Here is a 20,619-nt window from a genome sequence, read left to right on the forward strand (position 1 = left end):
CTACTCCACTTCCTGAATCCAGCTGGCCAACGCCGCCATTTGCGCATACGCCGTCATGTCGATGGTCAAGGGGGTGATGGACACATAGCCCCGCTCCACCGCATCGAAATCGGTACCTTCACCTGCGTCCTGAATGGCGCCCGGTGGCCCTATCCAGTAAATGGGCCGGCCGCGGGGGTCGTATTCCTTGAGCACGGCATCGCTGCGATGGCGATTGCCCAGGCGAGTCACCTTGATACCCTGAATGTTATCCAGCGGCAGGTCGGGCACATTCACATTCAGAATTTGATTGGGCGCCAGCGGCGCCCGCAACAATCCCTGAACCAGCAGGCTGGCATAATGGGCCGCCGTCTCGAAATGCCGATCCCCACACAGCGACACCGCCACCGAGGGCAAGCCCAGGTGACGCCCTTCGGTGGCCGCCGCGACCGTGCCGGAGTAAATCACGTCGTCGCCCAGGTTGGCACCGTGGTTGATGCCGGCCACCACCATGTCCGGGTCCGGATCGAGCAGGCTGTTCACCGCCCAGTGCACACAGTCGGTCGGGGTGCCCTTGACCGAATAGAAACCGCTGTCATCCAGCTTGTCGGCCCGCAAGGGCACTTCCAGCGTCAGGGAATGACTGGCCCCGCTGCGGTTACGGTCAGGCGCCACCGTCACCACTTCGGCAAATTCCGCCAGCGCCCGACTCAGGGTACGAATGCCTAAGGCATTCACACCATCATCATTACTCACCAGTATCTTCATCGTTTCCATTATCCTTGACTAATTCCCGCACCAGGCTGGTGGCGTAGCTGCCTGCCGGTAACCAGAACGACAGCGTGAGGCTGTCGCCCTCCCGGTGCCAGCTCATCTGCCTGGGGAGCAGCAGCAAGGGCCGCCGTTCCTGTTTCAGGCCATTGGCTTCCAGCCCTTCGCACAGGTCTTGCTGTTCGGCGATCGCCGCCTGTTCCAGCTCGCCGGGCCGGCCACGGCTGGCCAGCCGGCCCCTCCCCCACAGCGGGGCGCTCAGACGCACATCACCTTCGGCAAAGCGGGCCTGCATGGCGTCGTCCAGCGGATTGTCTTCGCCCAGGGTAAAGAAAGACTGGGTACCCGACAGCATCACACAGTCGCCGTCCAGTAACTGCTCACCCAGGCCGGCGGCCAATCGATGGCTGGCCGCCAGATTGAACAGATAGCTGCGGGCAGAAGACAGATACAGGGAGCGCTTGTTGCGATCCTTGACCCGACGACCGTTGAACATGGCCCTGGCCTGATCCAGGTTACCGAACTCCCGGCCAAAACGCTGGTCGCCGTAATAATTGGGTACACCGCGCTCGGCGATGGCCACCAGACGGGACTCCAGATCGCCCTGCCCTTCCAGCTCGGTGACCCTGAGCTCGAACCAGTTACCCTTGAGGGCACCGGTTTTCAGCTTCTTGTGGTGGCGGGCGATGGCCAGAATTTGTACGTCGTCGTTTTCGAGGCTAGAAAAGTCCGGCATTTCCTTGCCCGGCAAATGCACCCCGAACCACTGTTCGGTCACCGCATGCCGGTCCTTGAGTCCGGCCCAGGTCACCTCCCGCTGGGTCACGCCCGCCAGCCGCGCCAGCTCACGCGCCACCCACTGGGTATTCTGGCCGCGCTTGCGAATATGCAGCAGTATATGCTCACCCTCGCCGCCGGGGCCAAACCCTAAGTCTTCGCGTACGATAAAGTCTTCCGGTGCCGCCTTCAGGCGCCCGCGGTAGTCGGGTTGTCCGTGCAGATAATGCCAATTGTTGTTCATGCTTTTACCAGCAGCACCACGGCTTCCGCCGCTATGCCTTCCTTGCGGCCGACAAAACCGAGTTGCTCGGTGGTGGTGGCCTTGACGTTGATGAGGGTGGATTCCGTGTGCAGATCGGCGGCGATATTGGCCACCATATCATTGATGAAAGGCGCCAGTCTGGGCGCCTGGGCCAGTACGGTAATATCCGCATTGCCCAGTGTAAAGCCGGCCTGTCTGACTTGCTCGAACACGTCGCGCAGCAGTATTCGGCTGTCGATGCCGGCATAGGCCGCATCGGTATCCGGGAAGTGGCGGCCGATATCGCCGGCACCGATGGCGCCGAGCAGGGCATCGCTCAGGGCGTGCAGCACCACGTCACCATCGGAATGGGCCAGCAGCCCCTGGCTATAAGGCACCGCCACACCGGCCAGGATACAGGGCCCCTGTCCACCAAACTTGTGCACGTCGAAACCGTGCCCGATTCGCATCATATCTTGCTCTCATTCATCTGCTGCAGAAAAAAGCCCGCCAGGCCAAGGTCTTCCGGGCGGGTTATCTTGATATTGTCGGCGCGCCCTTCCACCAGTCGGGGATGAAAACCGGCCCACTCCATGGCCGAGGCCTCGTCGGTGATGACGGCGCCGGCCGCCAGGGACGCACTCAGCGCCTGTTGCAGGGGGGCGGTGGCAAAGCATTGGGGCGTCAGGGCGTGCCAGAGTTCATCCCGAGACACGCTGTTATTGATGGAGCCCCGGCCATCGCCCCGTTTCATGGTGTCGCGCACCCGACAGGCCAGCAGGGCGCCCTGAGGCTGCCGCCCCGCCGCCAGTACGGCATCGAGATCGGCTCTGTGCAGGCAGGGCCGGGCCGCATCGTGTACCAGCACCCAGTCGGTCTCGACATGCGCCAGCGCATTGAGCACCGAATCGGCCCGCTCGCGCCCGCCATTCACCCGTAATACCTGCGGGTGGCGGGCAATGGCCAGCCGTTCAAACCAGGGATCCAGCTCGGCGGTGGCCACGATAATACGACCGATGGCCGGATGATTGAGCAAAGGTTCCAGGCTCTGCTCGAGCAGGGTACGACCGCCCAGCGGCAGATATTGTTTGGGGATGTCGGCTGCCATACGGCTGCCGATCCCGGCTGCGGGCACCACGGCGGTAAAAGACTGATCAGGTATCATGGTGATGATGGCTCTTCCGCCAGCAACAGGCGATAAAAGGTTTCTCCGGGCTTGATCATGCCCAGATCGTTGCGGGCCAGTTCTTCCACCGCCGCCAGCCCCTTGTTGAGATCCTCGATCTCCCGGTACAGCAGGGCGTTGCGAGCAAGCAGCTGTTCGTTATCGATCATCTGGCGAGCCACATTGGCCTGGGCTTCGTGATATTCGGCCAGGCCGTTCTTGCCCCACCACAGGTGGTATTGCAGGCTGCCTAACAGGGCGAGCAGTATCAGCGTCAGGGTGCGCATCAATCCTCCAGAAGTAGCGCGCTAGTTTCCCATATTCGGGAGCCGAACAAAAGAAACCCCGCACGAGGCGGGGGTTCAGTCTTGCGGCATAAGTGTTCTGTTATTGCGGTGTAAGGTCGGACAAAGGGACTGCACCGCCGACACGCTGTAAATACATCCATGTAGCGCTCGGCAAATGCCATCCATGGCATTTAACGGTCGGCTGTGCCGTTCCCTTTGCCCGCCCCTTGTGTATCGGCATTATCTGTCCGAAACAGACCACCATATCAGCCACAAAAGGCAGGCATTAAGCCTGGCCTTTTACCTCGGACAAGCCGTGGTAAGGGGCCTTGGCGCCCAGCTCTTCTTCGATGCGGATCAGCTGGTTGTACTTGGCAACCCGATCGGAACGGCTCATGGAGCCGGTCTTGATCTGCCCGGCGCAGGTGCCTACCGCCAGATCGGCGATGGTGGCATCTTCGGTTTCACCGGAGCGGTGCGAGATCACTGCGGTGTAACCGGCGTCCTTGGCCATCTTGATGGCGTTCAGGGTTTCGGTCAGGGAGCCAATCTGGTTGAACTTGATCAGTATGCTGTTGGCGATGCCCTTGTCGATGCCTTCTTTCAGGATCCTGGTGTTGGTCACGAACAGATCGTCACCTACCAGCTGGATCTTGTCGCCCAGCACCTTGGTTTGATAGGCGAAACCATCCCAGTCAGATTCGTCCAGACCATCTTCGATGGAAACGATCGGATACTGCTTGGTCAGCTCTTCCAGGTAATGGGTGAACTCCTGAGAAGTGAAGATCTTGCCTTCGCCTTTCAGGTTGTAGTTACCCGCTTCCTTGTCGAAGAACTCGGAGGCCGCACAGTCCATGGCCAGGGTGACGTCTTTACCCAGCACGTAACCGGCCTGCTCGACCGCTTCCTTGATGGCAGCCAGGGCGGCGGCGTTGGACTCCAGATCCGGTGCAAAACCACCTTCGTCACCCACGGCGGTGCTCAGGCCCTTGGCCTTCAGTACCTTGGCCAGGTTGTGGAACACCTCGGCGCCTATACGCAGGGCTTCCCTGATGTTGCTGGCGCCGACCGGCTGAATCATGAATTCCTGAATGTCGACATTGTTGTCGGCGTGCTCACCACCGTTGATGATGTTCATCATCGGCAGCGGCATCGAGTACTGACCCGGGGTACCGTTCAGTTCGGCAATCCAGGCGTACAGCGGCAGGCCCCTGGCGGCGGCTGCGGCCTTGGCGGTGGCCAGGGACACGGCCAGGATGGCGTTGGCCCCCAGGGTGGCTTTGTTGTCGGTACCGTCCAGGTCGATCATGATCTGGTCAATCTCGGCCTGTTGGCTTGCATCCTTGCCTATCAGAGCGGCAGCAATCTGGTCGTTGATATTGGCGACGGCAATTTGTACGCCTTTGCCCAAGAAGCGGGACTTGTCGCCGTCACGCAGTTCCAGGGCCTCGCGAGAACCGGTAGAGGCACCGGACGGCGCCGCGGCACGGCCCATGAAGCCGCCTTCCAGGAACACATCGGCTTCTACGGTAGGGTTGCCACGAGAGTCGATGATTTCACGACCGATTACTTTAACGATCTTAGCCATTCTCTAACTTCCTCTTGGTTTAAAGGTAAAAATAGTGGAAAGGTAAAAACGAGATAAAGCACTAAAAAATGCGGCTGAGCCAGAGGCTCAGCCGTAATGTCAGTTTAAGCCAGTCCTTTATTCCAGCTCTCCCTGCTGGTATTGACCCGCCGCCTTCACGAAACCGGCAAAGAGGCCGTGACCATCACGCGGGGTGGAGGTGAATTCCGGATGGAACTGCGCCGCCACAAACCAGGGATGATCCGGATTTTCGATGATCTCGACCAGCTTCTTGTCGGCGGAACGACCGGTCACTTTCAGGCCGGCTGCTTCAATCTTCGGCAGCAGGCGATTGTTCACTTCATAACGGTGGCGATGACGCTCATAGATGGTGTCGGAACCGTAGAGGGCGTGCACCTTGGAACCCGGCTCCAGATGACACAACTGTGCGCCCAGACGCATGGTGCCGCCCAGATCGGACATCTCATCACGTACTTCGACATTGCCTTCTTCATCGATCCATTCGGTGATCAGACCCACCACCGGATAGGGGCTTTGCTTGTCGAACTCGGACGAGTGGGCACCTTCCAGGCCGGCCACGTTGCGGGCGTATTCGATCAATGCCACCTGCATGCCCAGGCAGATGCCCAGGTAAGGCACGCGGTTCTCACGCGCATAACGGGCCGCCATGATCTTGCCTTCGACACCGCGCTCACCGAAGCCGCCGGGCACCAGAATGGCATCCAGACCTTCAAGCAGACCCAGGCCCTTGCTTTCCAGATCCTGGGAATCGATATATTTGATGTTGACGGTCAATCGGTTTTTCAGGCCGCCGTGCTTGAGCGCCTCGTTCACCGACTTGTAGGCATCGGGCAGCTCTATATATTTGCCGACCATACCGATGGTCACTTCACCCATGGGGTTGGCTTCTTCGTAGATCACCTGTTCCCATTCGGACAAATCCGAGGGCGGGCAATCCAGACCGAAACGCTTGACCACCAGCTCATCCAGGCCCTGAGAGCGCAACAGCGCCGGGATCTTGTAGATGGAGTCCACGTCTTTCAGGGAGATAACGGCCTTTTCGGACACGTTACAGAACAAGGCTATCTTGGCGCGTTCGTGCGGCGGAATGACTCTGTCACTGCGGCAAATCAGAATATCGGGCTGAATGCCGATAGACAGCAGCTCTTTGACCGAGTGCTGGGTCGGCTTGGTTTTCACCTCGCCGGCCGCCGCCAGATAAGGCACCAGGGTCAGGTGCATGAACAGGGTGTTTTCCCGGCCAACCACTACCGCCAGCTGACGCAACGCCTCGAGGAAGGGCAGGGATTCGATATCACCCACGGTGCCGCCGACTTCCACAATGGCTACCTGGTGCCCTTCGGCACCGGCAATCACCCTGTCCTTGATGGCATTGGTGATATGCGGGATCACCTGAATGGTTGCCCCCAGGTAGTCGCCACGTCGTTCCTTGCGCAGCACGTCCGCATAAACACGGCCGGAGGTGAAGTTGTTGCGGCGAGTCATCTTGGTGCGAATGAAACGCTCGTAATGGCCAAGATCCAGGTCGGTTTCAGCACCGTCATCCGTCACGAAGACTTCACCGTGCTGGGTCGGGCTCATGGTTCCCGGATCCACGTTGATGTAAGGATCCAGCTTCATAATGGTCACATTAAGACCACGAGCCTCGAGGATGGCCGCCAGGGAACCGGCAGCAATGCCTTTACCCAGGGAGGAAACAACCCCACCAGTAACAAAAATATATTTAGTCGTCATGCAGAACCTGAAGAAAGCTAGGGAACGAATGAAATGTGGAATTCAAGACGGGGTAAAAGTATACGCAAGATGGCCGATAACGACAATGAAACAATGTCCGGGTACCGGCGGTAGGGTGATTATTTTTTGCCATTTTTCCCCTTTTGTTCTCATGGGAGCGTCCATTCGAACCGGCTGCCGGCGGCAGACTGGGCACCACTATAGCGGCTTTAGCTGTTTTGTTACAACAGAGGGCCGCTTTAATCCGGATATTCGTTGTACCACGCACGGCAGTTTCTCCTACTCCTTATCCCGCTCCTTATTCAATTCCTTATTCAATTCCTTATTCAATTCCTTATTCAATTCCTTATCCAACGCCTCATTCAGCTCTGGCAGCACCTCGAACAGATCCGCCACCAGGCCATAGTCGGCCACCTCGAAGATAGGGGCCTCGCCATCCTTGTTGATGGCCACTATGACCTTCGAGTCTTTCATCCCCGCCAGATGCTGTATGGCACCAGACAGGCCCACGGCGATATAGAGCTCGGGCGCCACTATCTTGCCGGTTTGCCCTACCTGCATGTCATTGGCGGCAAAGCCCGCATCCACCGCCGCCCGGGTGGCACCCACGGCCCCGCTCAGCTTGTCGGCCACTTGTTCCAGCAGCGAAAAATGCTCTTTCGACCCCATTCCCCGACCGCCGGAGATCACCACCCGTGCCGCCGTCAGCTCGGGCCGCTCGCTGGCCGCCAGCGCCTCGCTCACAAAGCGGCTGCCGCCGGGCCCGGGCACCGGTGCCAGCTCTTCCAGCTCCGCCCGGTTATTACCGGGCACCATGGCCTCGAAGGCGGTGGCGCGCACAGTCAGCACCTTGATGGCGTCCAGCGACTGCACCATGGCAATGGCATTACCCGCGTAAATGGGCCGTCGAAAGGTATCCGCCGCCTCGATAGCCACCACATCCGATACCATGCCCACGTCCAGCAACGCGGCCACCCGGGGCAGCAGATTCTTGCCCTGGGTAGTGGCCGCCGCCAGCAGATGACTGTACTCACCGGCCAGCGACACCACCAGGGCGGCACAGGGCTCGGCCCGCTGATGCTCATAGCTCGCATCATCCGCCAGCAATACCTTGCCGACGCCAAGCCCGCGAGCGGCCTCGGCCACCGCCCGGCAATCATGTCCCATCACCAGCAGATCGATCTCGCCACCCAACAGGGCGGCGGCGGTCAGGGCGTGGAAGCAGGCGGGCTTGAGCCCGTCGTTATCGTGTTCCGCTATCACCAGAGTCGCCATCAGATCACCTTTGCGTCGTTTTTCAGTTTCGCCACCAGCTCGGCCACATCCTTCACCCGGATGCCTGCCTTGCGCACCGGGGGCGGAACGACCTTCACCAGGCGCGTGTGGGCTCGGGGCTCAACGCCCAATTCATCGGCGGTGAGGGTTTCCAGCGGCTTCTGCTTGGCCTTCATTATACTGGGCAGGGAGGCATAGCGCGGCGTGTTCAGCCGCAGATCCGTGGTCACCACCGCCGGCAGCGTCAGGGCCAGGGTCTGCAGGCCGCCGTCCACTTCCCGGGTAACCCGCAGCTCGTCGCCATCCCGTTCTATGCCGGAGGCGAAGGTGCCCTGAGGCCAGCCGGTGAGTGCGGCCAGCATCTGACCGACCTGATTGTTGTCGGTGTCGATGGACTGCTTGCCGAGCAGCACCAGGCCGGGCTGCTCCCGCTCCACCAGTTTGGCCAGCAGCCTGGCCACCGTCAGCGGCTCGACCACACCATCCGCGATCACCAGCAGCGCCCTGTCCGCCCCCAGTGCCAGCGCCGTACGCAGTTGCTCCTGCGCCGCCTGGGGGCCGATGGACACCGCCACTATTTCCGATACCCAGCCCGCTTCCTTCATTCGTACCGCCTCTTCCAGCGCTATCTCGCAGAAGGGATTGGCTGCCATCTTCACATTGTTCAGATCCACGTCGCTTTCATCGGCCAGTACCCTGACCCTGACGTGGTAATCGATAACCCGCTTGACCGTTACCAGCACCTTCATCCTTGCCTCCGGACGCTATCGGATGTGCCTTAATACTACGCCATGCTCCCGGATCCTGCCGTTTTCACCTTTGTTAAATACCGCAACCAATACAATAATTTAGCCATGCCCCTACAACAGCAGGATCGGATGATGCAACGGGAGTCGATGGAGTTTGATGTGGTGATAGTGGGTGCCGGCCCCGCCGGACTGGCCGCGGCCTGCCGGCTGATGCAAGAGGCCGACGCCGCCAGCCTGACGATCAGTGTTTGCGTGGTGGAAAAAGGCGCCGAAGTGGGGGCGCATATTCTGTCCGGCGCCCTGCTCGACATTCGTGCCCTGGCCGAGCTGTTCCCGGACTGGCAAGCCCGGGGCGCCCCGGTTCACACCGCCGTCGGCGATGACCGCGTCTATATGCTGACCAGCGAAACCGGCGGCATCGAGCTGCCCTCCGCCCTGGTGCCCGCCCCCATGCACAACCGGGGCAATTACATCATCAGCCTCGGCAACCTGTGCCGCTGGCTGGCGATTCAGGCCGAGCAGCTGGGGGTGGCGATATTTCCCGGCTTTGCCGCCCGGTCTCCGCTTTACGACGATCAGGGAGCGGTATGCGGCATTCTCACCGGCGACCTGGGACTGGCGGCCGATGGCAGCCCCAAGTCCAACCATGTGCCGGGCATGGAGTTGCGCGCCCGCTATACCCTCTTTGCCGAAGGCAGTCGCGGCCATATCGGCAAGGAGCTGATCAGCCGCTTCGAGCTCGACCAAGGCCGGGATCCCCAGCACTATGGACTCGGTATCAAGGAGCTGTGGCAGCTGGCGCCGGAGCGTCACCGGCCCGGCCTGGTGATACACGGCAGTGGCTGGCCATTGAAAGAGGCTCGGGGTGGGTTTTTCATGTATCACGGGGATGACAATCAGGTGGCGGTGGGCCTGATCGTGGATCTCGACTATACCAACCCCTGGCTCAGCCCGTTCGAGGAATGTCAGCGGCTCAAGCAGCATCCGCTGCTGGCTCGACACCTGGAGGGCGGCAAACGCCTGGCCTTCGGTGCCCGCGCCATTACCAAGGGGGGCCTGAACTCGCTGCCACGCCTGACCATGCCCGGTGCCCTGCTGCTGGGCTGCGATGCCGGCACCCTGGATGGCGCCAGGATCAAGGGCATTCATGCCGCCATGAAGTCGGGCATGCTGGCCGCCGACACCCTGGTGCGAACCCTGGCCGCCGGTGATTCAGACGCTCGCACCCTCATCGATTTCGACACCGCCTTCAAAGACAGTTGGCTCCACCAGGAACTGAAGCAAAGCCGGAACTTCGTTCCCGCCCTGCATAAATTCGGCCCCTGGCTGGGCGGCGCCTTCAATTATCTGAACCACAACTGGCTGGGGGGCAAGCTGCCCTTTACCCTGCACGACCGCACTCCCGATCACGCCACCCTGGCCCCCGCCGCCCGGTGCCGAAAAATAGACTACCCCAGGCCCGACGGCCACTTGTCGTTCGACCGCTTGTCGTCGGTCTATCTGGCCAATACCGGCCACGACGAGGATCAGCCCTGTCACCTGGTGCTGGCCGATCCCGCGCTGCCGCTGCGTGATAACCTGCCACGCTTCGCGGAGCCGGCCCAGCGTTATTGCCCGGCCGGTGTCTACGAAATCGTCACCACGGACGGTGAGCCCAGGTTTCAGATCAACGCCGCCAACTGTGTGCACTGCAAGGCCTGCGACATCAAGGATCCGGCGCAGAATATCCGCTGGACCCCGCCGGAAGGCGGCAGCGGCCCCAACTATCCCAATATGTAGGGCCTGTTGACCTTTCAAGATGATGTTTGCAGCAGTTTGTGGGGGCTTGATACAAGGCAGCGCTTGTTATCGTTTTTACAGCCGCAGGCCGCCGTCCATTTCCAGCATGCGGCCATGAAAATAATCGTTGTCGATAATGTACTGCAGGCTCTGTACCAGCTCGCCTGTTTCGGCCAGGCGGCCCAGGGGAATACGGCGGGTAATGCGCGCCATCGCCTCCGGCTTCATCTGGGCGGTCATGGGAGTGGCGATCACCCCGGGGGCGATACCCGCCACCCGAATGCCGTAGCGGCTGAGTTCGCCGGCCCAGCACACCACCAGCGCGGCCACCCCGGCCTTGGTGGCCGCATAATTGCTCTGCCCCCGATTCCCCGCCCGGGCCACAGAGGAGATGTTGACGATAAGGCCGCCCTCTCCCCGCTCGGCCATCACCGCCGCCGCCTCCCGGCCGCAGAGAAAGGTGCCGGTGAGATTGACATCCACCACCTGCTGCCACTGCTGCAGGCTCATTTTGTTGACGAGCTTGCCGTCTTCCAGCTTGACCAGCAGGGCATCGCGCATCAGGCCCGCGTTGTTGACCAGCACATCCAGCCCACCCAGCTCCCGCGCCAGATGACCGAAGGTGTCCGTCACCTGGGTTTCATCGGTAATATCACACAGATAGACCCCCACCCGGGCACCGGTGGCCGCTACCATTTCTCCGCTGTTGGCCAAGTCCTTCTCGTTGTTGTCGATCAGCGCCAGCGTCGCGCCCTGCCGGGCCAGATGATGAGCCATTGCCTGACCCAACCCCCGGCCCGCCCCCGTCATCGCCACCACCTTGCCTTTGATATCCATGACTATTCACCTCTCTCGCTCGACTGGAACAACGTCAGCAGGCTGGAAAAATCCAGTTCATCGCAGCCCGCCACCTGATGCAGGTTGAACAGCGCCCTGGCCGCCGACCCCATGGGGACCGGCGAGCCGCTGTCCCGGCTCAGCTCCATGGCGAGATTCAGATCCTTGCACATCAGCTTGACCTGAAAGCCCCCCCGATAACCACGGGAGGCGGGCACCTTGTCCATCACCCCCGGTACCGGGTTATACAGCTGCAGCACCCAGTTGTTACCCGAGCTCTGTTTGATGATCTCCGACAGTACCTTGGGGTCCAGGCCGTTGTTGATACCCATGTTGAGCGCCTCACAGGTGCCCGCCATCTGCACCGCCAGCAGCATGTTGTTGCAGGCCTTGGCTACCTGGCCCGCCCCGTGCTCACCCGCATGCAGCACCTGCTTGCCCATCTGCTGCAATACAGGCTTTGCTTCGGCAAACTGTGTTTCGCTGCCACCCACGATAAAGGTGAGGGTGCCGGCCTCGGCGCCGGCTACCCCGCCGGATACGGGCGCATCGATAAACTCCAGCCCATGGGTCATGGCCTGGGCGGCCGTGGCCCTGGCGGTGGCCGCGTCTATGGTCGAGCAGTCGATCACCAGGGTGCCCGCTGCCAGATGATCGAACAGGGGATCCGGGCCGCTCACATAGAGCGAGTCCACCTGGGTACCGCTTTGCAGCATGGTGATCACCAGCTCCGCCTGCTGCACCGCCTCGGCGGCAGACGCGGCCGGTGTGGCTCCCTGCCCGGCGGCCCGTCGGACCGCTTCGGGCTGCAAGTCATAGACCTGCACCCTGTGCCCGGCCTTGAGCAAGTTCACCACCATGGGGCTGCCCATGTTACCCAGGCCGATAAATGCAATCGTCGCCATTATGCTCACCTCCGTTACAGACTCGTCAGCGGATTGACCGGCCAGGGCGATTCGAACAGGGCTGCCAGCACCCCTTCGTCCACGGCCTTCAGGCTTGTGAAGGTCCAGTCGGGTCGGTTGTCCTTGTCGATCAGCCTGGCCCGCACGCCTTCGGCAAACTCCCGAAACCGGCACAGTTGCACCGACAGCGCCAGCTCGGCCCGAAACACCTCGGCCAGCGAACAGTGCCGACTGCGGCGTAATTGCTCTGCAATCACCCTGATAGCCAGCGGGCTGCCCGCCGCCAGACCCTGCCGGGCCTGTTGGAACCAGGAGTCTTCATACTCGGCACCGAGTATCGCCGCCACCTTGTTCGCCAGGCTGTCTTTATCCAGCAGAAGGCGGATCTGTGGCTGGTGTTGCCGCAAGGGCGACGACAAGCCGGCAAAGACATCCCCCGAGTCTGCCTCCAGTTGCCGCAGCACCGCACTCACCGCCGCCTCGGGTCGGTGCCAGTTTGTCACCGCCTGCAGGGCCGGCAGCAGTTCGGCTCGCTTGTCGGCGGCGAGGGTCCTGTTACCCAATCCCAGCCAATGGGCGTCCTTGCCATTGATGGCGCAACCGGTCAGGGCGATAAATTCCCCCAGCCCCGGCGGTAAATGATTGAGAAACCAGCTACCGCCCACATCCGGATACAGGGCTATGGTGACTTCTGGCATCGCCAGCCGGCTGGTTTCGGTGACGATACGGTGCGAGCAGGCACTGAACAGGCCCATGCCGCCGCCCATGACGATGCCGCCTCCCCAGCACAGCACCGGCTTATTGAAGGTATGCAGCAGGTAATCGAGCCGGTATTCCCGCTCGAAGAAGCGTGCCGCCAATTCGGACACCGGCGCCAGCCCCCGTTCATCGACTGGCCCGGTTTCGCAAATGGCGTGATACAGCGTCACCACATCGCCGCCGGCACAGAAGGCCTTGTCGCCGGCACCATCGAGCAGCACCGCCACCAGCTGCGGATCCTGCTGCCAGGCTGTCAGCGTCGGCAGCATCTGTTCGATCATCTCCAGCGTCAGGGCATTGAGGCTGCGCTCGGCATTCAGCCTGATGTGACCGATACGCTTTCCGTCGCCGGTTGGATATTCCTCGATGCTCAGGCCGCTCATGCATTCTCCTTAGCCGTTACAGCTCCCCGCTTCCTTCCGCCAGCACCCGCCGGGCGATCAGCAACTTCATGATCTCGTTGGTGCCTTCCAGAATACGATGCACCCGGGTATCGCGCAGGTAACGCTCCAGCGGATACTCCCGTATATAACCGTAGCCGCCATACAACTGCAGCGCCCGATCGCACACCCGAAACCCCACGTCGGTGGCAAACCGCTTGGCCATGGCGCAATAGGTGGTGGCATCCGGGTGTCCCGCATCCAGCCTGCAGGCGGCCAGCCGCACCAGCTGGCGGGCCGCCACCAGCTCGGTGGCCATGTCGGCCAGGGTAAACTGCAACGCCTGAAACTCCGCCAGCTTGCGGCCGAACTGGCTGCGCTCCTGCAGGTACTGCCGTGCCTTGTTCAGCGCCTGCTGGGCCGTGCCCAGTGAGCAGCTGGCGATATTGATGCGTCCGCCATCCAGCCCCTTCATCGCTATCTTGAAGCCCTCGCCTTCCCGGCCCAGCAATTGCCCGGCCGGCACCTTGACCCCCTCGAAGGTGACGGTGCGGGTTGGCTGGCTGTTCCAGCCCATCTTGTCTTCGGGGCGACCGTAGCTGATGCCCGGACTGTCGGCATCCAGCGCGAAGGCGGAGATACCGCCGGCCCCCTCACCGCCGGTGCGGGCCATCACCACCAGTACCTGGGTACTGCCGGCACCGGAGATAAACATCTTGCTGCCATTCAGCTCGTAATGATCACCAACCCTAAGGGCACTGGTTTTCAGGGCGGCCGCGTCGGAGCCGGCATTGGCCTCGGTCAGACAGTAGGAGCCCAATAACCGGCCGCCGACCAGGCCTTCGCCCCAGCGGGCCCAACTGTCCCGGGTTCCGAAACTGGCCACCATCCAGGTGACCATGTTGTGGATGGTGATGAAGGCGGTGGTGGAGGTGCAGCCCATGGACAGCCGCTCGAAGATCAGGCTGGCGTCGAGCCGGCTCAGGCCCAGGCCACCGGCCGACTCCGGGGTGTACAGGCCGCAGAAGCCGAGCTCGCCGGCCTTTTTCAGCACCTCGACCGGAAAATAATGATCCCGATCCCAGTCGGCGGCGTAGGGCTCCAGCTCGTTACGGGCAAAGTCATCGGCCAGCTCGACGAAGGCGCGCTGCTCGTCACTCAGTTCAAAGTCCATGAACACTCCCTAAGCAAGCGGTAAGCTACAAGCGAAAGCAGCCAACCGTAACCCCTCCCCAGCCCTCCCCTTACGTTGCACATTGGCACTATTCTGTTGAAACAGAGGTCAAGGGGAGGGAGCAAAACCGATTCAACGGCTTCATTCGGGCTGCTTATGGCTGACCACTTAAAGCTTACGGCTATCATTTCAGGTGAATCGACATGTTGGGGCCGGCCACCGCCTCGTCATCAAACCAGCGGGCGGTGATGGTCTTGGTTTCGGTATAGAAACGCACCGCCTGCTTGCCATAGGCGTGCAGATCGCCGTAGAAGGAATGGCGCCAGCCGGTGAAGGAAAAAAACGGCAGCGGTACCGGTATGGGCACATTGATGCCCACCTGACCGACCTGGATCTCGTGCTGATATTTGCGCGCGGCCGCCCCCGAGGCGGTGAATATCGAGGTGCCGTTGCCGTAGGGATTGGCGTTCACCAGCTCGATGGCCTCATCCAGGCTGGCTACCGTCATCACCAGTAGCACGGGGCCGAAAATCTCTTCCTTGTAAATCGTCATGTCGCGGGTCACGCCGCCGAACAGGGTGGGCCCCAGCCAGTTGCCGTCCGGGTAATCGCTCACCTGCACCTGGCTGCCGTCGAGCAAACAGTCGGCGCCCTCGCTTTTTCCCTTGGCTATCAGCTGCAGCACCCGTGTTTTGGCCGCCTTGCTGATCAAGGGGCCATAAGCTGCTTGCGGGTCGTTCCAGATACCGGGCCGCACTTTTTCCATCGCCGCCTTCAGCTCGGGGAGCAGCTCCCCGGCCTCGCCCACCAGCACCGCCACCGAAATCGCCATGCAGCGCTGCCCGGCGGCGCCGACCGAGGCGCCCACCAGATTATTTATTGCCTGTTGCCGGTTGGCATCGGGCAGCACCACCATGTGGTTCTTGGCACCGGCAAAGGCCTGCACCCGCTTCAGATGGTCGGTGCCGGTACGATAAATATGCCGGGCCACCGCCACCGAGCCGACGAAGGAAATGGCCCGTACCTGCGGGTGTATCAGCAACTGATCAACCACTTCCTTGCCCCCGTGCACCACCTGCAGCAAGCCGTCGGGCGCACCCGCCTCCATAAACAGCTCCGCCAGCCGCATTGGCACCAGCGGATCCTGCTCCGAGGGCTTGAGCACCAAGGTATTACCGCAGGCAATGGCCAGCGGAAACATCCACAGCGGTATCATGGCCGGAAAATTGAACGGCGTGATGCCTACGCAGACACCCAGCGGCTGGGTAAAACTGTAACAGTCGACCCCGCGGGCCACGTTTTCCTGAGTTTCCCCCATGCCGAGCGAGGCGATATTCGCCGCCTGCTCCACCACTTCTATGCCGCGCCACACATCGCCTTTGGCATCCTCCAGGGTCTTGCCGGTATCCCGACTGAGCAGGCGGGCGATGTCGTCGTGATGCTCTTTCAGCAACGCCTGATAACGCAGCATCAGCCGGGCCCGCTCCGGCACCGGCGTTTCTTTCCAGTCGACAAAGGCGGCACTGGCCGCCGCCACCGCCGCATCCACTTCCGCCGCCGTGGCACAGGGCAGGCGGGCAATCACCTTCTGGGTGGCCGGGTTGTTCACCTCCAGCCACTGTTCGGTGCGGCTGGGCACCATGTTGCCACCAATCAGCAACGGGATCTGATACGCCATGGCTGTTACTCCCTCCAGTTTCAATCAGCAGGTTCAATCAAGAGGTTCGGCCTGCACCGGATTAAATCAGCTCCAGCGCCACCGCCGTGGCTTCGCCGCCGCCGATGCACAGCGCTGCCACCCCTCTCTTCAAGCCGCGCCGACGCAAGGCGTGCAGCAAGGTCACCACAATGCGGGCGCCGCTGGCCCCTATGGGGTGACCCAGGGCACAGGCGCCACCGTTCACATTGACCCTGGCCGCATCCAGTTTCAGATCCTTCATTGCCAGCAGGGCCACCACGGCGAAAGCTTCGTTTATCTCGAACAGGTCCACCTGGTCCGCCTGCCAGTCCACCTGTTCCAGTACTTTTCGAATGGCACCGATGGGTGCCAGAGTAAACTCGGCAGGCAACCGGGCGTGGGTGGCATGAGCCAGTACCCGGGCCAGGGGGGTGAGCCCCAGCGCTCGGGCCCGTTCGGCGGTGGTCACCACCAGGGCGGCGGCACCGTCGGAGATGGAGCTGGAATTGGCGGCGGTAACTGTGCCCTCTGTGGCGAAAGCGGGCCTGAGCCGGCGGATTTTTTCCGGCCTGGCCTTGCCCGGTTGCTCGTCGGTCGCCACCGCCACAGTGTCATGCCGATGCTCAACCAGCACGGCGGCGATTTCTTCGGTAAAGGCTCCCTCGGCCATGGCCCTTCGCGCCCGACTCAGCGATTCGAGAGCAAAGTCGTCCATCGCCTCCCGGCTGACGCCGTACTTATCCGCCGTCTGCTGGGCGAAGCTGCCCATCAGACCGCCTTCATAGGCGTCTTCGAGTCCGTCGAAAAACATGTGATCGAGCAGTTGGGCATGGCCCATGCGCAAGCCCGCTCTGGCCTTAGGTACAAGGTAGGGCGCCAGACTCATGCTTTCCATCCCCCCGGCGACCATCAATTCGGTACTGCCGGCTGTCAGTTGATCATAGGCCAGCATCAGCGCCTTCATGCCCGAGCCACACATCTTGTTGACCGTAGTGCAGCCGGTACTCATCGGCAGCCCCGCCGCCAGCGCCGCCTGCCGGGCCGGCGCCTGGCCCAGACCCGCCGCCAGCACGCAGCCCATCACCACTTCATCCACCAGCTCCGCTGCCACCCCGGATCTTTGCAGGGCGGCGGCAATGGCCGTGGCTCCCAACTGCGGCGCCGGTACCGTGCCCAGCTCCCCCTGCAGCGCCCCCATCGGCGTGCGGGCCGCACCCACTATCACTATCTCGTTGTTTGTCATACTGGCTCCACCTGCTCTAGCCACCGCCTAATGAAGGGATAGAAGGCGCTGGAAGGAAACGACTAAGCCGACCGTGACATGCCATGGATGGCATGTCCGAGCGTACAAGGACGTATTTACAGCGTGTCGGCGTGTCGTTCCTTCCAGCGCCATCCACCTCCGAATACTTATTCAAGCTTAGCCAAGCCTCGCCCATCTCATTGCACTCCTCATTGCACTATAGTTAATGCGGCAAGATCGGCAGCAAACGAGCCCACAGTCTCCATCACCTCACCCGAGCTCAGCCCCCAGATAAAGGAGGACGCCATGACCCCCTACCCGCCCCTGAATATCGACCTGGACGACACCCTGACCCTGCTGCGCGAGCAGGTGGCGGCCTTCGCCGGGCACGAAATCGCCCCCCTGGCCGAGGCCATCGACAGAGACAATCGTTTTCCCGCCGAACTCTGGCCCAGACTGGGTGACATGGGGCTGTTCGGCATCACGGTGGCCGAGGCCTACGGCGGGGTGAACATGGGCTACCTGGCCCATGTGCTGGCAATGGAAGAAATCAGCCGGGCCTCGGCGGCGGTAGGCTTGTCTTATGGCGCCCACTCCAATCTGTGCGTCAACCAGATCCATCGCCACGGCAGCGAAACGCAGAAGCAGCGTTACCTGCCGCCCCTGCTGAGCGGCGAGCACATAGGCGCTTTGGCCATGTCGGAGCCCAATGCGGGATCCGACGTGGTGTCGATGAGCCTGCAGGCCCGTGCCGATGGTGATGACTTCGTGTTGAACGGCACCAAGATGTGGATCACCAACGGTCCCGAAGCCCAGGTACTGGTGGTGTACGCCAAAACCGAGCCGCAGGCCGGGGCCCGCGGCATCAGCGCCTTTATCGTGGAACGCGACACCCCCGGTTTCAGCCACGCCCAAAAGCTCGACAAGCTCGGCATGCGCGGTTCCAGCACCTGCGAGCTGGTATTTCAGGACTGTCGCGTGCCCGGGGCCAATCTGCTGGGTCCACCGAACGGCGGCGTTGAAGTGCTGATGAGCGGACTGGATTACGAACGGCTGGTACTGGCCGGCGGCCCGCTCGGCATCATGCAGGCGGCCATGGATCTGGTGCTGCCCTATGTACGGGAGCGCAAGCAGTTCGGCCAGGCCATCGGCGATTTTCAACTGGTGCAGGGCAAACTGGCCGACATGTACACCCGGATGAACGCCGCCCGTTGCTATACCTATATGACGGCGATGGCGGCGGACCGTGGCCAGTTGTCCCGCAAGGATGCCGCCGGCGTGATTTTGCTGGCTTCCGAAAGCGCCACCCAGATGGCACTGGACGCCATACAGCTGCTCGGCGGCAATGGTTATATCAACGAGTTTCCCGCCGGGCGCCTGCTGCGGGATGCCAAGCTGTACGAAATCGGCGCCGGCACCTCGGAGATCCGTCGCATGCTGATCGGCCGGGAACTGGTGCAGAATCGGTGAGAGGCTCAATGACCACTCGTTTCCGACCACATCAGGCAGCCTCGAGCCTGAAGAGCGAACAAAGGGATCTGCTCCATCGACCTTCCGTTTCAGGGATGAAACGGAGAGCCTACACGGACGTATTCATGGCGTGTTGGTGGAGCTGGCCCTTTGGTCGCGGCTCAAAGCTACCCACAAGCAACTCTGGAGCCGGTCATGACGATTCTGCCCAATAACATCATCCCCGAATCGGACCGGTTCAAGGCCAATAATGAGGCCATGACGGCCGAGGTGACGGCATTGCGGGAGCGGGTGGCCATTATCGAACAGGGCGGCGGCGAAGCCAGCCGACAACGACACACGGAAAGAGGCAAGCTACTGCCCCGGGAGCGGGTGCGCCAGTTGCTGGATCCGGGCGCCCCCTTTCTGGAACTGTCCCAGCTGGCGGCCCATGAGGTTTACGACGACGCAGTGCCGGCGGCGGGGCTGATTACCGGCATAGGCCGGGTTAGCGGGGTCGAGTGCATGATAGTGGCCAACGACGCCACGGTAAAAGGCGGCACCTATTACCCGCTGACGGTCAAGAAACACCTGCGCGCCCAGGAAATTGCCGAACGCTGCCGCCTGCCCTGCATCTATCTGGTCGACTCCGGCGGCGCCCACCTGCCCAGCCAGGCCGAGGTATTCCCGGACCGGGAGCACTTCGGGCGTATTTTCTTCAATCAGGCGCGGATGTCCGCCGCCAACATTCCCCAGCTGGCGGTGGTGATGGGCCTCTGTACCGCCGGCGGTGCCTATGTGCCGGCCATGGCCGACGAGTCCATCATAGTGCGCCATCAGGGCACCATCTTCCTGGGTGGGCCGCCCCTGGTGCGCGCCGCCACCGGCGAGGTGGTCAGCGCCGAAGAGCTGGGCGGTGCCGAGGTGCATACTCAAATCTCGGGCGTGGCGGATCACGCCGCCGAAGACGACGCCCATGCGCTCTGGCTGGCGCGTCGACTGGTCGCCAATCTCAATCGCCCACCTTTACCCGATCCGCCTCATGCTCCGCTGCCGCCCCGTTACCCCGCCGAAGCACTCTATGGCATCGTCGGCACCGAGCTGCGCAAGACCTTCGAGGTGCGCGACGTCATCGCCCGGCTGGTGGACGACTCGGCCTTCGACGAATTCAAGCGCGACTACGGCACCAGCCTGGTCACCGGCTTTGCCCGCCTGCATGGCTATCCGGTGGGCATTGTCGCCAACAACGGCATCCTGTTCAGCGAATCGGCCCAGAAAGGCACCCACTTCATCGAACTGTGCTGTCAGCGCCGGGTACCATTGCTGTTTCTACAGAACATCACCGGCTTCATGGTGGGCAAAAAATACGAGGCCGAGGGCATCGCCAAACACGGCGCCAAGCTGGTGATGGCGGTGGCCTGCGCCAATGTGCCCAAAATCACCCTGATCATCGGCGGCAGCTTCGGCGCCGGCAACTACGGCATGTGCGGCCGGGCCTATGATCCGGACTTTCTGTGGACCTGGCCCAACAGCCGCATCTCGGTGATGGGCGGCGAACAGGCCGCCGATGTGCTGGCTCGGGTGCGGCGCGATGCCAAAGAAAAGGCCGGTGAATCCTGGAGCGACGCCGACGAAGCCGCCTTCAGGGCGCCCATTATCGCGCGCTACGAACAGGAAGGGCACGCCTGGTATGCCAGCGCCCGCCTGTGGGACGACGGCGTCATCGACCCGGTCGACAGCCGCACCGTGCTGGCCATGAGCCTGGCGCTGGCTATGAACCGGCCCATGGACGAACCCCGCTTCGGGGTCTTTCGCATCTAGGAGG

General features: G+C 62.0%; 18 protein-coding genes. 3 read left to right on the forward strand and 15 right to left on the reverse strand.

Features of this window, described 5'->3' with window-relative positions:
- The 9 genes from surE to HNR62_RS08110 all read right to left on the reverse strand — a co-directional run bounded on the left by surE (position 1) and on the right by HNR62_RS08110 (position 8,590).
- Entirely contained in the window at positions 1 to 747 is a 747-nt protein-coding gene (gene surE / locus HNR62_RS08070; protein ID WP_204795564.1) for a 5'/3'-nucleotidase SurE, read from the reverse strand.
- Positions 728 to 1,771, reverse strand: a complete 1,044-nt coding sequence (gene truD, locus HNR62_RS08075) for a tRNA pseudouridine(13) synthase TruD (RefSeq protein ID WP_204795565.1) — start codon at positions 1,769 to 1,771, stop codon at positions 728 to 730. The genes surE and truD overlap by 20 nt, the downstream gene beginning before the upstream one ends.
- Positions 1,768 to 2,244 carry a 2-C-methyl-D-erythritol 2,4-cyclodiphosphate synthase gene (ispF, locus tag HNR62_RS08080; protein WP_204795566.1) on the reverse strand — a complete coding sequence of 159 codons (477 nt, stop codon included), beginning with the start codon at positions 2,242 to 2,244 and terminating at the stop codon, positions 1,768 to 1,770. Before ispF ends, truD begins: the two co-directional genes overlap by 4 nt.
- The gene (gene ispD, locus HNR62_RS08085; protein WP_204795567.1) at positions 2,241 to 2,936 is read right to left on the reverse strand and encodes a 2-C-methyl-D-erythritol 4-phosphate cytidylyltransferase; all 696 of its coding nucleotides are present in this window, start codon (positions 2,934 to 2,936) and stop codon (positions 2,241 to 2,243) included. Before ispD ends, ispF begins: the two co-directional genes overlap by 4 nt.
- On the reverse strand, positions 2,933 to 3,223 hold the full coding sequence (gene ftsB / locus HNR62_RS08090; protein WP_204795568.1) for a cell division protein FtsB: 291 nt from the start codon (positions 3,221 to 3,223) through the stop codon (positions 2,933 to 2,935). The genes ispD and ftsB overlap by 4 nt, the downstream gene beginning before the upstream one ends.
- 286 nt (positions 3,224 to 3,509) lie before the next feature.
- Positions 3,510 to 4,811: a phosphopyruvate hydratase gene (eno, locus tag HNR62_RS08095; RefSeq protein ID WP_204795569.1), complete on the reverse strand. Its 1,302-nt coding sequence runs from the start codon at positions 4,809 to 4,811 to the stop codon at positions 3,510 to 3,512.
- 117 nt (positions 4,812 to 4,928) lie between these two features.
- Positions 4,929 to 6,566 carry a glutamine hydrolyzing CTP synthase gene (gene pyrG, locus HNR62_RS08100; RefSeq protein ID WP_204795570.1) on the reverse strand — a complete coding sequence of 546 codons (1,638 nt, stop codon included), beginning with the start codon at positions 6,564 to 6,566 and terminating at the stop codon, positions 4,929 to 4,931.
- 279 nt (positions 6,567 to 6,845) lie between these two features.
- Positions 6,846 to 7,841, reverse strand: coding sequence for an electron transfer flavoprotein subunit alpha/FixB family protein (locus HNR62_RS08105; RefSeq protein ID WP_204795571.1), 996 nt, complete (start codon positions 7,839 to 7,841; stop codon positions 6,846 to 6,848).
- Positions 7,841 to 8,590, reverse strand: coding sequence for an electron transfer flavoprotein subunit beta/FixA family protein (locus HNR62_RS08110; RefSeq protein ID WP_204795572.1), 750 nt, complete (start codon positions 8,588 to 8,590; stop codon positions 7,841 to 7,843). The genes HNR62_RS08105 and HNR62_RS08110 overlap by 1 nt, the downstream gene beginning before the upstream one ends.
- A gap of 132 nt (positions 8,591 to 8,722) precedes the next feature.
- Here HNR62_RS08110 and HNR62_RS08115 point away from each other — a divergent pair, with 132 nt between their 5' ends.
- Positions 8,723 to 10,369, forward strand: a complete 1,647-nt coding sequence (locus tag HNR62_RS08115; RefSeq protein WP_204795609.1) for an electron transfer flavoprotein-ubiquinone oxidoreductase — start codon at positions 8,723 to 8,725, stop codon at positions 10,367 to 10,369.
- A 75-nt stretch (positions 10,370 to 10,444) separates the two neighbouring features.
- Here HNR62_RS08115 and HNR62_RS08120 read toward each other — a convergent pair whose 3' ends face one another.
- The 6 genes from HNR62_RS08120 to HNR62_RS08145 all read right to left on the reverse strand — a co-directional run bounded on the left by HNR62_RS08120 (position 10,445) and on the right by HNR62_RS08145 (position 17,345).
- Positions 10,445 to 11,206: an SDR family oxidoreductase gene (locus tag HNR62_RS08120; RefSeq protein ID WP_204795573.1), complete on the reverse strand. Its 762-nt coding sequence runs from the start codon at positions 11,204 to 11,206 to the stop codon at positions 10,445 to 10,447.
- A 2-nt stretch (positions 11,207 to 11,208) separates the two neighbouring features.
- Complete coding sequence (mmsB, locus tag HNR62_RS08125; RefSeq protein WP_204795574.1) at positions 11,209 to 12,111, reverse strand: 3-hydroxyisobutyrate dehydrogenase; 903 nt, start codon at positions 12,109 to 12,111, stop codon at positions 11,209 to 11,211.
- Between the two features lie 14 nt (positions 12,112 to 12,125).
- Positions 12,126 to 13,253 carry an enoyl-CoA hydratase/isomerase family protein gene (locus HNR62_RS08130; RefSeq protein ID WP_204795575.1) on the reverse strand — a complete coding sequence of 376 codons (1,128 nt, stop codon included), beginning with the start codon at positions 13,251 to 13,253 and terminating at the stop codon, positions 12,126 to 12,128.
- A gap of 16 nt (positions 13,254 to 13,269) precedes the next feature.
- Positions 13,270 to 14,424: an acyl-CoA dehydrogenase family protein gene (locus HNR62_RS08135; RefSeq protein ID WP_204795576.1), complete on the reverse strand. Its 1,155-nt coding sequence runs from the start codon at positions 14,422 to 14,424 to the stop codon at positions 13,270 to 13,272.
- 184 nt (positions 14,425 to 14,608) lie between these two features.
- Positions 14,609 to 16,102, reverse strand: coding sequence for a CoA-acylating methylmalonate-semialdehyde dehydrogenase (locus HNR62_RS08140; RefSeq protein WP_204795577.1), 1,494 nt, complete (start codon positions 16,100 to 16,102; stop codon positions 14,609 to 14,611).
- A 61-nt stretch (positions 16,103 to 16,163) separates the two neighbouring features.
- Complete coding sequence (locus HNR62_RS08145; protein ID WP_204795578.1) at positions 16,164 to 17,345, reverse strand: acetyl-CoA C-acyltransferase; 1,182 nt, start codon at positions 17,343 to 17,345, stop codon at positions 16,164 to 16,166.
- Positions 17,346 to 17,651: 306 nt separating this feature from the next.
- Here HNR62_RS08145 and HNR62_RS08150 point away from each other — a divergent pair, with 306 nt between their 5' ends.
- On the forward strand, positions 17,652 to 18,815 hold the full coding sequence (locus HNR62_RS08150) for an isovaleryl-CoA dehydrogenase (protein ID WP_204795579.1): 1,164 nt from the start codon (positions 17,652 to 17,654) through the stop codon (positions 18,813 to 18,815).
- Between the two features lie 195 nt (positions 18,816 to 19,010).
- Positions 19,011 to 20,615: a carboxyl transferase domain-containing protein gene (locus HNR62_RS08155; protein ID WP_204795580.1), complete on the forward strand. Its 1,605-nt coding sequence runs from the start codon at positions 19,011 to 19,013 to the stop codon at positions 20,613 to 20,615.
- Positions 20,616 to 20,619: the final 4 nt, after the last annotated feature.

Source organism: Oceanisphaera litoralis, assembly GCF_016907015.1.
GTDB classification, from domain to species: domain Bacteria; phylum Pseudomonadota; class Gammaproteobacteria; order Enterobacterales; family Aeromonadaceae; genus Oceanimonas; species Oceanimonas litoralis.